15 protein-coding genes and 1 pseudogene are annotated in these 14,434 nt (G+C 40.6%); 4 read left to right on the top strand and 12 right to left on the bottom strand.

All coding sequences use genetic code 11. The features are described 5' to 3' along the window. Nucleotides 1-115 precede the first annotated feature (115 nt). The 6 genes from ASL14_RS19405 to ASL14_RS28225 all read right to left on the bottom strand — a co-directional run bounded on the left by ASL14_RS19405 (nucleotide 116) and on the right by ASL14_RS28225 (nucleotide 4,714). Nucleotides 116-328: a hypothetical protein gene (locus ASL14_RS19405; RefSeq protein WP_134913097.1), complete on the bottom strand. Its 213-nt coding sequence runs from the start codon at nucleotides 326-328 to the stop codon at nucleotides 116-118. A 228-nt stretch (nucleotides 329-556) separates the two neighbouring features. Then, nucleotides 557-1,222, bottom strand: a complete 666-nt coding sequence (locus ASL14_RS19400) for a hypothetical protein (protein WP_134913096.1) — start codon at nucleotides 1,220-1,222, stop codon at nucleotides 557-559. A gap of 19 nt (nucleotides 1,223-1,241) precedes the next feature. Beyond that, a complete protein-coding gene (locus ASL14_RS19395; protein ID WP_134913095.1) occupies nucleotides 1,242-1,430 on the bottom strand; it encodes a hypothetical protein in 189 nt (62 codons plus the stop codon). Further along, a complete protein-coding gene (gene recD2 / locus ASL14_RS19390; protein ID WP_134913094.1) occupies nucleotides 1,427-3,655 on the bottom strand; it encodes an SF1B family DNA helicase RecD2 in 2,229 nt (742 codons plus the stop codon). Before recD2 ends, ASL14_RS19395 begins: the two co-directional genes overlap by 4 nt. Then, the gene (locus ASL14_RS19385; RefSeq protein WP_189338179.1) at nucleotides 3,655-4,452 is read right to left on the bottom strand and encodes a transcription termination/antitermination NusG family protein; all 798 of its coding nucleotides are present in this window, start codon (nucleotides 4,450-4,452) and stop codon (nucleotides 3,655-3,657) included. The genes recD2 and ASL14_RS19385 overlap by 1 nt, the downstream gene beginning before the upstream one ends. A 76-nt stretch (nucleotides 4,453-4,528) precedes the next feature. Further along, nucleotides 4,529-4,714 (bottom strand): hypothetical protein, encoded by a 186-nt coding sequence (locus ASL14_RS28225; RefSeq protein WP_223264039.1) that lies wholly within the window; start codon nucleotides 4,712-4,714, stop codon nucleotides 4,529-4,531. A 320-nt stretch (nucleotides 4,715-5,034) separates the two neighbouring features. On the opposite strand from ASL14_RS28225, the gene ASL14_RS19375 reads away from it, so the two are divergent. Beyond that, nucleotides 5,035-5,403, top strand: a complete 369-nt coding sequence (locus ASL14_RS19375; protein WP_189338178.1) for a helix-turn-helix domain-containing protein — start codon at nucleotides 5,035-5,037, stop codon at nucleotides 5,401-5,403. A 414-nt stretch (nucleotides 5,404-5,817) separates the two neighbouring features. Here ASL14_RS19375 and ASL14_RS29635 read toward each other — a convergent pair whose 3' ends face one another. Further along, on the bottom strand, nucleotides 5,818-6,099 hold the full coding sequence (locus tag ASL14_RS29635) for a LytTR family transcriptional regulator DNA-binding domain-containing protein (protein ID WP_223264367.1): 282 nt from the start codon (nucleotides 6,097-6,099) through the stop codon (nucleotides 5,818-5,820). Between the two features lie 827 nt (nucleotides 6,100-6,926). Between ASL14_RS29635 and ASL14_RS19365 the strand changes: the two genes are divergently transcribed. Further along, nucleotides 6,927-8,141 carry a tyrosine-type recombinase/integrase gene (locus ASL14_RS19365; protein ID WP_134913089.1) on the top strand — a complete coding sequence of 405 codons (1,215 nt, stop codon included), beginning with the start codon at nucleotides 6,927-6,929 and terminating at the stop codon, nucleotides 8,139-8,141. 94 nt (nucleotides 8,142-8,235) lie between these two features. Here the strand turns inward: ASL14_RS19365 and cymR are convergent, their stop codons facing one another. Then, nucleotides 8,236-8,655, bottom strand: coding sequence for a cysteine metabolism transcriptional regulator CymR (gene cymR / locus ASL14_RS19360; RefSeq protein WP_014282941.1), 420 nt, complete (start codon nucleotides 8,653-8,655; stop codon nucleotides 8,236-8,238). A 304-nt stretch (nucleotides 8,656-8,959) separates the two neighbouring features. On the opposite strand from cymR, the gene mnmA reads away from it, so the two are divergent. Further along, nucleotides 8,960-10,081 carry a tRNA 2-thiouridine(34) synthase MnmA gene (mnmA, locus tag ASL14_RS19355; RefSeq protein ID WP_187644802.1) on the top strand — a complete coding sequence of 374 codons (1,122 nt, stop codon included), beginning with the start codon at nucleotides 8,960-8,962 and terminating at the stop codon, nucleotides 10,079-10,081. Between the two features lie 346 nt (nucleotides 10,082-10,427). Here mnmA and ASL14_RS19350 read toward each other — a convergent pair whose 3' ends face one another. The 4 genes and pseudogenes from ASL14_RS19350 to ASL14_RS19335 all read right to left on the bottom strand — a co-directional run bounded on the left by ASL14_RS19350 (nucleotide 10,428) and on the right by ASL14_RS19335 (nucleotide 13,799). Next, on the bottom strand, nucleotides 10,428-10,649 hold the full coding sequence (locus tag ASL14_RS19350; RefSeq protein ID WP_044648694.1) for a hypothetical protein: 222 nt from the start codon (nucleotides 10,647-10,649) through the stop codon (nucleotides 10,428-10,430). Further along, nucleotides 10,645-11,282 (bottom strand): annotated as a pseudogene (locus ASL14_RS19345) (WXG100 family type VII secretion target); the annotation flags it as partial. The gene ASL14_RS19350 and the pseudogene ASL14_RS19345, both read right to left, overlap by 5 nt. A gap of 517 nt (nucleotides 11,283-11,799) precedes the next feature. After that, the gene (locus ASL14_RS19340) at nucleotides 11,800-13,218 is read right to left on the bottom strand and encodes a helix-turn-helix domain-containing protein (RefSeq protein WP_134913087.1); all 1,419 of its coding nucleotides are present in this window, start codon (nucleotides 13,216-13,218) and stop codon (nucleotides 11,800-11,802) included. Nucleotides 13,219-13,526: 308 nt separating this feature from the next. Beyond that, nucleotides 13,527-13,799, bottom strand: a complete 273-nt coding sequence (locus ASL14_RS19335) for a recombinase family protein (RefSeq protein ID WP_223264038.1) — start codon at nucleotides 13,797-13,799, stop codon at nucleotides 13,527-13,529. A gap of 171 nt (nucleotides 13,800-13,970) precedes the next feature. Here ASL14_RS19335 and ASL14_RS19330 point away from each other — a divergent pair, with 171 nt between their 5' ends. Further along, a complete protein-coding gene (locus tag ASL14_RS19330) occupies nucleotides 13,971-14,417 on the top strand; it encodes a YhfM domain-containing protein (RefSeq protein ID WP_134913086.1) in 447 nt (148 codons plus the stop codon). Nucleotides 14,418-14,434: the final 17 nt, after the last annotated feature.

The following is a 14,434-nucleotide window of genomic DNA, read 5'->3' as shown; positions in this document are numbered from 1 at the left end:
CCAGCCTTCTTCTCTCCAGTCCCCTCAGCCACCATTCGCCAGATGTGACACCAACCGCTTCCGGCGCTTTGAAACCAATCATGTTGCACACGCGCATGCCCCGAAATATTAATACTCATGATTCTTCCTCTTCAACCTCTTCCCATTTGTAACTTACATTTTCCTCAACCCATTTTTGTACAGCTTCATCCAGTGATTTTTTTATCGCCGCCGATGTTTTTGCTATTTTTGAATCATCCCATGAAATTTGCAAATCAACTTCATGTGTATCCTCGTCATCTGATTCGCCAAAACTAAACTGGATGCGTACATTTTTGGTAATCTCCATCTTCATACTCCCTCCTGTTTTCGCTGAATTGGTATAGACAAATTATTCGAGTAACCCATCGTCATTGCATATATATAGATTAAGAAGAAAGACCACTGCCCAAAACACCAGAAACCCTTGATACACAAGCCTTTTTAGCCATTTTAGGGTGTCACCTTTTCGTGACACATGTGTCCCTTTTTGGTGACACCCCCTACACACACGTTTTCCAGGGAAATTCAAATTGTTTTACTTTTTATTCCACTTTTTTTGCAACTCCAAAAACGTCTTTCGTCTAACCAATTTCCCATATCTACTGTGAGGTTCAAGAACGGCCTTGATCGGCAACTTAATTCCTGCCTTCTCTAAAATATTGTAGTGAATCATAAGCTGGGTAATCCCGCTTTCCAGCTTACTTTTATCTCCACAACACAGGATTTCTGGATTCAAAAAAAATGGTCGCCGGGTAACATGGCGACCGTGAATTTTAAGTTCATGAACATTAGCAAACTCGTACATAATCCCCTTTTCAATTAGAGTGGAAATCATTTCACTCGTCTTTTGCCGACTTCGCTTCAAAAACGAAGCAATTTCCGACACGGAACAGTATTGTCCCGTCTGAGGATCAACGATTGCATTCACCCCAATCTTCAACATTGGAGCGAGTGTAAAGACGAAGCTAAACTCTGCACTGCTTAAATATTGTGACTGACACAAATACGATATATTTAAATCAATAGTTTGGGAAAACCTTGTCTGGTTAGCAGCCTTCTGTTTTTTTCGGACAATCATGAACCCTTGTTCATTGGCCTTCGCATCTTCCATATTTACAGCATTCAAATCAATCTCTGATCGCCTTTTAGCTTCGAGTTCAGCCTGTTGTAGTGTCCGCTTTAGTTTCATTACTTTATCCATAACAGTTCCCTCAAGTTGTTTATTTCAACTCTCCCGTCAAAAGATCGTGAATGCACTCAGAGTGTTCTTTATGAACGGTGACTTGATCTTCTTCCGACAATTGCTTAAATAAACGTGCCATCAGCTTTCGCTCTTCCAAATCAACTCCTGCTTCACCTTCCGCAATGCCGTACCATTCAAAAATCATTAGAAATTCTTCGATATTCATATGTTCACCTTCCTTTGCGCGTGGATACTCCGCATATATTGCTCAATCCGTTCCCTCAGCCCCGTATTGCGTCGAACCATCTTGTTATTGGAAACAGCCACACTCAACGCCTTATGGGTTCCTATCATGACACATACTCGCTCTGCACGAGTTGCACCTGTATAAAAGAGATTCCTCGCCAGCATCACATAATGGCTCGTAGAAACAGGCATGATGACCATAGGTGCTTGACCGCCTTGAGCTTTGTGAATAGTTGTGGCATAAGCTAAGAGCAAGTCTTTGAGTTCCTGTTTGGTATAGACAGTAGTTCTCCCATGAAATTCACAAGCCAGCCCTATTTCATCCGTCAGCTCGCCTTCTTCGTCCTCCACAAAAGCCGTGCCTACAACCACACCAATGTCGCCATTCAAGGCTTTCTTCTTATAATCGTTGCGTATCTGAATCACTTTGTCCCCTTGACGATAAACACGTCCTCCGGCTGTCAGTTCCACCTTATCCACAGATGGAGGATTCACCGCTGCTTGCAAAGCATTGTTCAACTCTTCTGTGCCAATAACTCCTTTTTTCATTGGAGAAAGGACAAGAATATCTTCAATCTTGTAACCCTTGTCCAAGAAGCGCAACACACTGAGAACAATTAAATGGGCAATTCGCTCCGGCTCAGGCTGCTCAATGAAGAAGAAATCGTCTTTACTCTTATCAATGACAATCTGCTCACCACGGTTAATTCGGTGGGCATTCATGATAATCTGGCTTTCTTTCGCCTGACGGAAAATTTCACTCAAACGGATATGCGGGATTCCTGCTGCAATCATGTCATGCAACACATTTCCCGGCCCAACAGACGGAAGCTGATCGCTGTCTCCAATTAGCACCACTTTTGTATTCGGACCAATCGCCTGAAATAAGTTATACGCCAACTGCAAATCCTTCATAGATACTTCGTCCGTAAAAACAAGATCATACGGCAAAGGCATATCCTCACCGTACATCGGATCAGCACCAGGTCGGAATCCAAGCATCATATGAATCGTCGAGGAATCCATCCCCGTCAACTCCCCCAACTTACGAGCTGCGCGACCTGTCGGAGCACATAACCCTATAGCTGCGTCAGGATAATGCCTGCGGTAAATGTCTATCATGGCTTTAACGACAGTCGTTTTTCCTGTACCAGGATTGCCAGTGACAATCAACAATTGCTGTCTGAACAACTCACGTATGGCTTCACGCTGCTTTTCAGCCAGTACAATTCTATGTTGCATCTGATATTGCTTGATAAAAATATCTAAAGAAGGCATAGCTCCGCCACTCCGGTTTGCCATGCAAGCCAGCTTATGGGCAAGTTTCTTTTCATAAACATACAAGTGCTTGAGATATACTTTCTCTTCCTCCCAAATCACCTGTTCATGAGCAGACATGAGCTGTAATTCGCTCAAAATATCTTGCTGAGGAACACCTTTTAAAAGTTCCATCGTGCGATCCATCAGTTCACATTCAAAGACAAAACAATGACCACCGCCGTAGCATATTTCATTAAGCACATACTGCAATGCAGCATTCAGACGGTATGGTGAATCTATACTGATGCCAATAGCCATAGCGATTTCATCAGCTTTGAGAAACCCAATTAAACGGATTTCTGTAAGCCGATATGGATTACGGCGTACAATGTCCACGCATTCCGCGTCCCATTGCTTATACATCTTGGTTATAGTTTCGGCAGTGATACCATAGGGAAGTAAAGCCATCATAATCTGCTGGATTTCAAAATTGCTTTTAATGCTGTCCGCAATTTTAGTCGCATTTTTCGGGCCTATTCCCTTAATGCCTACAAGACAGCCAACACCTTCATTCATAATTCGCTCCAGCGCCTGATCGCCAAGTTTCTGCACGATCAGCTCTGCTCTTTTCTTTCCGCAGCCCTTTACAAATTTTGAACTGAGGAAAGACACAAGCTGGTCTTTGGTTTGGGGTAATGGACGTTCCCAATGAGCAACTACAAATTGCTGTCCATACTTCGTATGAGTCTCCCAATTTCCATGTACAGTTATCCGCTCACCTTTGTTAATCCCAAACAAGGAACCTTTGATGGCAAATGGTTCTCCCCCATCTTCCGGCATCCATTGAGCAATTCCGAAGTCATTTTCTGCATTCAGGATGCCACTACGGGGATGAATGAAATAAACGATATGTCCTATACTGGATTCCGATAAAGGAGCGTCCATCAGCTTGCCCCTAACTGCTGGCGTAAATGTTTGAATAGCTGTTCAACAACCTCATAAGGGGATGGTTTGCTTTTGGAATCCGTTCGCACTATAATTTTTTCCAACAGCATTTTGGGAAAGCGGACAATCTCCTTACTGTTGCGAAGAAATATTTTAATCTTGCTGACTACACTATTGCTGCCAGCATCATGTTCAATTTCTTTTAGTTCAGCACCCACAGCCCCAACTGATTCCTCATACGATTTCTCCAATAGATCATTCATTTGCTGTTCAGCCACTTCCAATGCCTGCTCTGCTTGCACTTGCTCTTCTTTGGTACTCGCTGTATTCACTTGGTGTAGAGCGTTCTTCATATTACGCTCAGTTTCATTGACTTTGGACGCTTCCGATTCAATTTCTTGAACAGGAATAGCAACTTCAATCTGTTCTTCTGTGTCCAAACCCAGCATTTTGCGAAACTCTTCTTCTCCAATAATTTGACCTGATCCAGTGAACTGTTTTAAAACTCCGGGGATACTCTTAATGAGATGCCACACGTCTGCTGGAATATAAGCTGACTGGTTATTTTCATCTACACTATAGTTCATTTCAATAAAGATATATCCTGGCATAATAGTACGTTTGATTTCTTTGCCCAAGTTGCCACCACTAAGAATACGGACTGTAGACTCAGTAAAGTTATGTACAGCCTTGATCCATTTTTGAGCATTCTCATTTTTAGAGAATGCCCAGTCCATTAGCCGTTGAACGTTAGATTCTTTGCCAGTCATAACCTGAATCGCGAATGCAGCTCCCATCAGAGTACCTCCTGAAATTTTCATTTTTCAAGCATTAAACATTCAAAAATATGTGTATAAAAAGATCGGGTAGCCATTAGGCTCCCCTCCGTCTGTTCCACTCGTTCCCTGCATTTTCGTTAATCCAATCCGTGTGACTTTCCACCCATTCCATGAACAGACGAGTCGGGACACGAGGATGACCGAATTCACGAATCACAGGAAAGTCATCTCTGTTTAGAAGTTCAGTTGCTTTAGTAGCTCCAATGTCAAGCAATTCCATTAATTGTTTCTTGGTCATCAGTGGGGGGAGTTGATTAGAGTTTGGAGGTGGGGCGTACTGCTCCATTGCCTTTGAAACAGCAGCGTCAATAAGTGTTTCGAGTTTACTTGTGTCGAACTCTACTTTCAGCATTCTTAAGTCCGTTTAATTAATTGTGTTCTCATATATTCACACCTCTTTTAAGTTCCGTTTAGGAACTATATATAAGTGAATTTTAGTTCCTAAACGGAACTTTGTCAATAATAAAGTTCCGTTTGTCTACGTTTCTTTTAGGAACAAAAAACTATAAAATGTATATATAATGTTCCGGTGGTGATATAGTGGCGACTTTTTCAGAACGTCTAAAAACGCTAAGAGAAGAATATGGATGGAGCCAGGAGGATTTAGCCAACAGATTAGGAGTTCAGCGTCCAACCATAGCAGGTTATGAATCGAAGAGTAAAGGGAGAATACCCAGAGATGGAACTCTCATGAAATTAGCAGAACTTTTTAACACTTCTACAGATTATCTGTTAGGCAGAACAAATAAGCGTTACTCTGACCAGATAGACGAGAAGAAGGAACTCAAACAAGAGATTACTGAGAGAATCGTGAGGGATCTGATTAAAAAATATAATCTTGACTTAACAGATCCCAAAGATGCAAATAGGTTAGAGGCTTTAATAAGTTTAGTGTATAAGGATCTATGACTTTGGCAATTCTTCTTTCAGCCTTTCTTTTATGAATTCATATACTTCATCAGGGTCTTCTCGATTTAATATTTCAATTGTTTTAAATACTTGTTTGAATTCTTCACACATATGAGGTCACGTCCATTCTGTTTCACAAAACACGAACATACGTTTGATTTCGTGTTATTATGTGTTTCGTAAATTTGGGTATATCCTTGACAATTTATTTTTAGAATGTAGGAACTGTTTTATTTCGAACATGCTACTACTTCCTCAAACAACTAAAAAAATGATTTATATGTTTTGTTATGACCTTTGATGCAGATCACTCCCATCTCTAAAACCTATGTAATGGTCTTATATGCCTATATTATCAAACAGCTTTTGCAAATGCTGTCGAATGAAAAATGACCGTTCAAGGGGAGTGAACGGTCAAAGTGCCTTAAAATTTCGCTGATTTCTACGAGAAACTTTTATGCCCTTGATTTTGCGATTTTTGTCGAAATATAGCGTTTGATTTTGTTCACAAAATCGCCATATTTGATTAGTGTTAACTATCTCCGATTTTGATGCTTTTTCAAACCCTAAGGGAAAAAGGTACTGTTCGTACTCATTTAGTGATCTTAAAGGTCTTCCCCTTCTTGTCCTTGTTCTAATTTCTATTTCCCCCTTGAGTAAGGAAATAGAAATAATGTCACTTATATTAACAACCATAATGCTTCCTTGAGAATTAACAATAGGAATCATATGTACTCACCTCTTGTAGTTATTTCTTGGTGTCTTTAAAAATTCATTTGACTTTATTTGATCTTATATACGTACAAAAATTAAAGAAGATACATATAGTAGAATTTTTCATGAGACCATCTTCTTTCAGATTCATTTGGCTGGTACCAACGATTCTATAGAAAAGGTGATCCTTTTTACCATTTTATAGTTGTTTAGCGAGCCTGAATTAAAAGTTATAAAGAACGGAGTAGAGTTTTGATACGACGAATCTCATTAGAAGCAATCCGTTGTATTGGGGATAGAAAGGCAAAGCCGCTGTAGTAATTTTTTCATAAAACCGAACAAATGATCTTGATTTCTATTGACCAAAGGCATATAATGGAACCAAGCCAAAGAAGCGATTCTTTGAACTCCATATTTTTCATTGGAAATAACCCCTGAAAAGGGGCTGTTTTTAGTTTAGGGGTGTTTTAAAAGCGATTTTAAAAGTATTAACGTTTCTACGCTGTTTTTCGTTGTCACGCTTTGTATGAGTGCGTGGATTGCAATTATTGTGCCGAATCTGTTATACCATCATTCTACAAGCTCTTAGTTCTCCAAAAAGGAGAGTTACGGGCTTTTTTCTTCTCAAAATTACAAGAGGGTTTAATGATGGTGGTAGGACTTGCTCTCAAACAATAACAGCGATTGAGTCAGATGCTAAATCTACTCGTATCGAGGAGCAAAAGAATTTTGATAATGCTCTGTAATACCTTTGAGGCGTTTCTTCTAAAATCATTACGATCATTTGTGCTGGCAAGGAGTTGATTCTCATGGCATCCTATACAAAGATCAAGGCAAATAATAAACAAGGCTATAAGTGGATCTGTACACTGGAGGGGCCTCCTGATCCGATTACTGGTGTAAGAAGACAGATACCGCGAAGAGGCGATACTAAAAAAGAAGCTTTGACCAAGGCCCAAGCTGTTTATGACGAAATGAAAAAGGGGATTGATCCGAAAAAAAGTAAAAAAGCAACTCTTGAATCTGTTGCTGAGGAATGGCTTAAAACCTATTCTAAAGGTAAGGTCAAGCGCAGAACAGTCACTCAGCGCGGCGTTCAAATGGCTCCACTGAAGAAATACTTTGTTAATAAACCTATAATTAAAATAACCCATCAGGATTATCAAAATTTCCTGAACGACTTAGATGATAAAAAGTATGCGTACAATACAATGTCAGGCATACACAATGCAGCAAATATGATCTTTAAATATGCCCTTAAAAATAAGTACAGAACTGACAATCCAACGATAGATGCAATCATTCCAGAAAAACTTATTACGGTAGAAGAAATTGAAAATAAGGATCAACTGATCGAGGAGAAATATTTAAATAGAGCGGAACTAACTGAATTTTTGTCTGCTACTCTGCAAGGAGAACCTTACGATAAAGAAATATTCTATGTGCTTGCTTTTTCGGGGGTTCGTTCTGGCGAATTGTGCTCTTTAAAGAGGACAGATATTAATTTTGAAAATAATACGATTAGAATTACAAAAACCATAGATGCTGACAGTTTTGAAAAGTATGAACTCACTACTCCAAAGACTAAAAAATCAATCAGAATAGTACCTGTCGATGAATCTATAATTGAGATGCTCAAACAACATCAGATTAATCAGGATGCTCAAATACCGCAACTAAAGAAACTTTTTCCTAACTATCATGATAAAGAATTTGTATTTTGCACAAACAGTGGCTATCCACTCAACCCGCAGCACATACGTACACGTATGTATCGAGTTCTAAAAAGCACATCAATCAAGAAACATGCCACTCCCCATATATTCAGACATACTTATGTCAGTATGCTCGCTGAAGCTGGAGTTGACTTAAATACCATTATGCAAAGAGTGGGACATGAGGACGAAAAGACAACTCTAAAAATATACACACACGTCACAACAAAAATGCAGCAGAACGCTGACCAGAAGATCAAAACCCACTTTTCCGACGTGCTCAAGCTCAGCGTTTTGCAGGAAACGTGATTTTTTATGTGATTTATATGACATTTAAGCCCCATAAGGTGGGGCTTAAATGTTGGTATAACAAGGTTTCTCTTGTCAAAAGCAGGATTCGAAACTAAATGTAAAACATGTAGTTATCCAATTCATCATGCTCCTGGTATGTGATCAAGTCCTTGAGTGTAGTGGAATCCAGCACTTCTGCAATACTGTCACGAATCCGTAGCCATAGCTGACGCTTCGCCGGATCGTCTTCTTCAGTGAAATCCACCGGAGAAATCGGACCTTCCAATACACGGATAATGTCTCCAGCCGTTACCCCTGCCGGTTCACCCGCCAGAATATAACCGCCGTAAGCACCACGGATACTTTTTACCAAACCTGCATTGCGCAAAGGCGCAATAAGCTGCTCCAGATAATGCTCGGAGAGCTGATTTTTCTCGGCAATACTTTTCAATGACGTCGGACCTTCGCCAAACCTGGCTGCAAGTTCCATCATAATCGTCAGGCCGTAACGGCCTTTTGTTGATATTTTCAATTGTGCCACCTCACTTATAGTAACAATTCCGTTAAACACGCGGAATAACTGGTGTTATATACCTCTCTATTCCGATCTTAACCCTCAGCTTATGTTAACATATTAGGGCAGGTAAAGGGAAACATTACGCTGACAATCTTAAAAAAAGTTGTTTTCAGGCGATTTGGAACGGCCTTGGCCCATTTTATGGAGCTTTCTCCCATCGTTCTCCGTGTCGTTCGATCGTCCAGCCATCGTAACTTATTATCGTTTATGTTACAATAGGAGGGTTCTACAACAATATTGAAAGAATTGGGTGATGACCATGGCTAAAGCCAATCATGAAACCCGTGTCGTCGTCGGTATGTCCGGGGGCGTCGACTCATCCGTTACCGCGCTGCTGCTGAAGGAGCAGGGCTATGACGTAATCGGCATCTTCATGAAAAACTGGGATGACACGGATGAATTTGGCCGTTGTACGGCTGAGGAGGATGCGGAGGATGTACGCCGTGTCTGCGAGCAGATCGACATTCCTTACTATACCGTCAATTTTGAAAAAGAATACTTCGATAAAGTATTCTCGTATTTTCTTGATGAATATAAGGCTGGACGTACTCCAAACCCGGATGTCATGTGCAACCGCGAAATTAAATTCGGCGAATTCCTCAATAAAGCGCTGGATTTGGGCGCGGATTATGTTGCTACAGGACATTACGCCCGGGTTGTGGAGGAAGACGGCCGTTTCACCTTGCTGCGGGGCGTGGACAGCAACAAGGATCAGACCTATTTCCTGAATGCATTGAGCCAAAAGCAATTGTCTCGGACTATGTTCCCTATTGGGCATTTGCCGAAGCCGGAAGTCCGCAAGATCGCGGAAGCTGCGGGACTGTATACAGCTAAGAAGAAGGACAGTACAGGCGTATGCTTCATCGGCGAGCGTAATTTTAAGGAGTTTCTGAGCGGGTATCTGCCTGCTAAGGGCGGAGACATGGTGGATATCGCTACAGGTGAAGTCAAAGGACGCCATGATGGTCTGATGTACTATACACTCGGCCAACGGCAAGGCTTGGGTATTGGCGGCTCCGGTTCAGGCGAACCGTGGTTCGTAGCTGACAAGGATCTGGAGCGGAACATTTTGTATGTGGTACAGGGTGACCGTCACCATAGCCTGTATTCCACCAGTCTAATTGCAACCGACGTGAACTGGATTGAAGGCGCGGATACGCGTCCGTCCGGCGAATTCCGTTGCGCAGCCAAGTTCCGTTATCGCCAGCCTGATCAACAAGTGACTTTACAATGGCTTGAGGACGGAACTGTACACGTCGTATTCGACGTACATCAAAAGGCTATTACGCCCGGACAAGCTGTCGTATTTTACGATGGTGAGCGGTGTCTGGGCGGTGGAACCATTGACAAGGTTGAAAAGCTTCAGCCTGAAACGGTTTAAAGTAATCCCCGTTTGATGTTGGCATAAATGCTTAAACAGAAGGCGTCTCTTCTATCTATGGGGAGACGCTTTTTTTATGAAAAGATGCTCTTTTCTCCATTTGGGTATATGATATAGACAAGATATCAATACGCTTCTCATCTAGTCTCATTAAACCTCAAAAAACCTTATTGTATCAATGCTTTTCGCTCACTACTTTTCATCTAGTCATATCGAATCACCATTAGCTGAAGGGTATCCATAATAAGGTGTATGCAAATTACATCCCCCTTTATTCAGATAGGCTAACTATGCAAAAAAGCTCGCACCCTTTTATTGTTAAGGGGCAAGCTGAAATTGTACTTTTTCAAATCACTATGTTATCCCACAATTCTAAAATAGTCTTGTCGGCAATCTTCCCATTAGCAAACAACTCTCTTGCTGATTCAAACGACTGCGAAAAACTGTCTCTTTCACGAGTAAGAAAGTACTCTTCTTCATTCTGGCTAATCCAATAGCTATCGTTTTTATAGTAGAACTGAAACTCTTCCCCCATTTCAAAACGTTCCACCAATTCATTGTATTCCAAAACCTTCTCCCTTCGCCATCTGCCACAATTCCGCTGAGCTTTTCCCTATTCCACTTGCACTTTTAACTGCGGTTGTACCTCCATGTGCCGCTAAAGCCGCTGAGCCGATCAATCCAGGTATTCCGATTATACTACCAACTCCTGTAGATGAAACAGCAACTGATAATCCTTCTCCACCTGTTCCAACTATTACCTCACCAGCCCCCTGCAATGTCGTAGCTACGTGACCGAGAATTTCACCTACTTTAGCTGCCATTGGATGATCATAGTCGCGTTCTTTATCAGGTAACATCCCCAAGGTTAAATCTTCCTGAATGGCTCCTTTTGCTCCTTGAACAGTATCCCATAAAATTTCTCCTTGAAGCTTGCTAGCTTCCATCTGGGCCTCAGCCTTGGTGATCTCATCTTTTCCAATTTGTTCAAAAATTTTATGTAGCCAGCCTTCATCGCTGGATGCCGTTAATAGGTGTGCCATTTCCCGGCACATCCAGTACGACTTTTTCCCCATCCACCTTGGACGAACATCATTTGCCGATTCAGTTGGTCACACATATGTCCCATTTGCTGTTTTCCTTGCAAGAACTGGTCAGCCACTTGCATCAGCTTGTCAGGTGGAACCAATATTCTGCCCATTTGATCACGCCCACTTTAATTTAGATGGAAGTAATCTTATCAGAAGGAGATGTTTACGGATATCCATCTAATATCCTGAAATTACCTTTTATATTATGTGACAAATGAACTGATATAAACAGATTTACTATGTCTAAAGTAGTGTGTATTGCTGTTAGATGATGCCTAAGTTAGGATATAGCAGTCGTCGCTTTCAAATCTTGTTCTTCAAGCATATTCTGTAATTCAGGTATTAATATTTAACTTTTGGGCAATGTCAGTTTGAGTCTTTACCAAACCAAAATTATTTGGGGTTGCCTTTTCATTTGTATATTGATTACTCATATATAAAAAATGCACCCCAAAATTTCATTGGCTGAACCTGTTGGTTCTCTCCAACAGCCCATTTTAGGAGTGCATTTTTGAACGAACTCTTATTAATTTGTTACACGTTTAAAATCCACCAATCTGTACAAGGGTCTGAATACCCTGATCATGATTGTGCGTCTGAGCGGGTACGGCTACAAAAAATAAAAAGCTACTCGCAACGATTAGCAGTACCATTTTTTTTAACATTACTTAACCACACCTTTTCAATAAGATTAAAAAACCCTGCTTTAGTTTCAGGAACCGCATAATCCTGAAAATGTAAAAATAAGCCCATACAATTTATAAAATATGTCTCGTTATTTAGTATATTCGCTTTTACCATTGCATTCATCAAATATTTAAAACCATCATTGTACACACTTCGATGTAAATAGTAATGAGCCATTTCGTAACCAAACCATGCAAAATAGTCCGGTATCACTTGTTGGGTATATATATCTGTAGAAGCTGGGAGATGAGAAAAAGAATTAATGTCCGTTTCAAAACGTAAAAGGACATCATCCACATCTATTCCATATCGGTTAGCTGCTATCATAACGTTCAACAGCTTTGAGAGCTTCTCATTATTGCGGGCGATTGATGTCACTACTATATATTCAACGTACTCTGGAAGCACACTCGTATCTCCAGACAGGAGCTTATTTACATACGTATTACCTTCTGCCCAATCTTTGAATAAGTTTACCCAGTGTTTTGTATCCTCGTCAGTCTCTTTGACCCAATCCAAGTCTGCGTAGGCGTATGTATATTGTAGAGCTTGCTGATAATCGCCTTGAGCTTCACAAACACTGGCACACAATAAGTCAGCATAAGCAATATATCCAAATAACGGCCCCCTGGTTCCCTTTTCATGCTCCCTGTTCTTTCGATTCTTTTGCTGATGCTTCATTGAATATTGGACTTCCGCTTTTCCTCTCATTTTCCTTGCCATTTCGTCAACCTTGTCCCATTTACGCAAGGACCTGTACACGTTTGCCAAATCCTTTAATGCATCGAGCTGGTCTATTTCATCCAGGCGCTCTACAAAAGCTTCAAATATCGCAGATCCCCTGAGGTTTCGGCTTTGATCGTCTCCAATCTGAATCGTGAATATACGATATTGACAGACTGCCAATCTTTCGGAGTGCTGGTACTTTTCCGCTTCTGCAATCCCCTCATAGAGTAACAACGCAGCAGCATGCCGACCCTGTGCAAATAGTGCTTCTGCAATGTCAAATAGTTTGAGCGAATAGAGTAGATTGTCCATGATGGCTCCCATCACTCGACGGATCGCATCCAGCTTGTTCAACTCCGCACTGCGATACAAAAATGGCTCGATTCGTCTCATATTCGGGGGGAAGTCGATGATGTAGTTTTCTACAAATAAGTCGTAAAAGTAGCCTTCTGGTAAACCCATGGCCTCAGTAATTCGGTCAAGCTGGTTAACAGACATAGACTTATTTCCTGTCACAATACCACTTACTATCCCCCTATTAATGCCTGAAAGATTCCCGAATTGTGCTATGCTCAAACCCTCTTGTTTTAGGTATCTGTCTAATTCTGCCCGTATCGTAGGTGTGATTTCCATGGATAAACCACCCTTTCAGCGTGAACTCGTCATATGATTCCACTTTAATTAACATGTGGTTAATAAAATAGAAGATGAAGATTTGCTATCCTTATTGATTGTACCGTATTTTGGAATAAAATCATATACCTTTCAGTTATTTACTTTAGATACCTTTTCGGATTGTTTACAAAGATTTCTTGAATAAGAGTACCCACATTTTGCTTATGTATCGTTTATGGTGGAAAATCAGAGGACAGCTCAACAACTTTCCTACAATCTGCGTATTGTATCGAATCAAAAAACAACCTAAGTATGGAGTGGAAGTGCTATTCTTCCATTGCCTCCACAGCCTTGATTACTCCAGATTTCCATTTGTCATACACCCTAACAAAATCAGGCGTGATTTCCTGCTTAGGACGACCAAATTTCACCCCTGCTGCTTTGGCTACCTCTATTCCTTCACTTTGTCGTTGTTTATTTTTCAACCTTTCCTGTGCAGCTACATAAGCAAGCATACTTAGGAATTGATCCTCAAGAAGCTTTCCTAAATCACCTATTGTTTTGAATTTGCGACTATCAAACAAAGTTTCATTATCCAAAATCACCCTCACGAATCATTAGCCGCATTGCCTGATAGCGAGGTCGGTCAAAATTCTTCCCACACTATTATCTATTTTTATACATTAAAACAAAATTATTCTACAAACTGAAACATTTCACCAATTCGGATCGTCTATAGAGTAAAATTCAGAAAGGGGATTTGTTCTATTATGCGAAAGAATGGAATATTGTTTTTGATTATCGTGTTGTTGTTAATAACAGCTTGTAGCTCTAACGCTGAAAAAATAGTTATTTCTCAAAGCGGGAAGGGGCAGGAGAAAATAATAGTCTACAAACTACAGAAGGACGCAACACTGCAACAACAAACAAAAAAAGATGTAATTGCTACATTTAATGATACTTCGGACACTATTATATTTATCAATGCAATTAAGGAATCAGAAAAGATATCAGGTACAGTTAATACGGATTCTCCAAATTACGAAGTTACATTCCAAAAAGATGGAACAAAAGATTCCTATTATTTATGGATTAACCATAACGATCCAACCAGCAATGCTATGTATGTGAATAAGGACGATACTCATACTGCGTACAAGATATCAGTCAACTCCACAAATTCGATAAATAAATTACTTGAGAGAATTAAAGATTAGCTAAAAAGGTCTGTTCT

The sequence above is a fragment of the Paenibacillus sp. IHB B 3084 genome (assembly GCF_001447315.1).
Classification (GTDB): domain Bacteria; phylum Bacillota; class Bacilli; order Paenibacillales; family Paenibacillaceae; genus Paenibacillus.
This window is presented reverse-complemented; position numbering and strand designations above follow the sequence as displayed.

Bases quoted from the DNA above. Each gene is read 5' to 3' on its own strand.
- ASL14_RS19340 (WP_134913087.1), bottom strand. From the start codon at position 13,218: ATGGAAATCACACCTACGATACGGGCAGAATTAGACAGATACCTAAAA.
- ASL14_RS19365 (WP_134913089.1), top strand. From the start codon at position 6,927: ATGGCATCCTATACAAAGATCAAGGCAAATAATAAACAAGGCTATAAG.
- mnmA (WP_187644802.1), top strand. From the start codon at position 8,960: ATGGCTAAAGCCAATCATGAAACCCGTGTCGTCGTCGGTATGTCCGGG.
- recD2 (WP_134913094.1), bottom strand. From the start codon at position 3,655: ATGGACGCTCCTTTATCGGAATCCAGTATAGGACATATCGTTTATTTC.
- ASL14_RS19395 (WP_134913095.1), bottom strand. From the start codon at position 1,430: ATGAATATCGAAGAATTTCTAATGATTTTTGAATGGTACGGCATTGCG.
- ASL14_RS28225 (WP_223264039.1), bottom strand. From the start codon at position 4,714: ATGGAATTGCTTGACATTGGAGCTACTAAAGCAACTGAACTTCTAAAC.
- ASL14_RS19400 (WP_134913096.1), bottom strand. From the start codon at position 1,222: ATGGATAAAGTAATGAAACTAAAGCGGACACTACAACAGGCTGAACTC.
- ASL14_RS19385 (WP_189338179.1), bottom strand. From the start codon at position 4,452: ATGGGAGCTGCATTCGCGATTCAGGTTATGACTGGCAAAGAATCTAAC.
- ASL14_RS19405 (WP_134913097.1), bottom strand. From the start codon at position 328: ATGGAGATTACCAAAAATGTACGCATCCAGTTTAGTTTTGGCGAATCA.
- ASL14_RS19330 (WP_134913086.1), top strand. From the start codon at position 13,971: ATGCGAAAGAATGGAATATTGTTTTTGATTATCGTGTTGTTGTTAATA.
- ASL14_RS29635 (WP_223264367.1), bottom strand. From the start codon at position 6,099: ATGGTTGTTAATATAAGTGACATTATTTCTATTTCCTTACTCAAGGGG.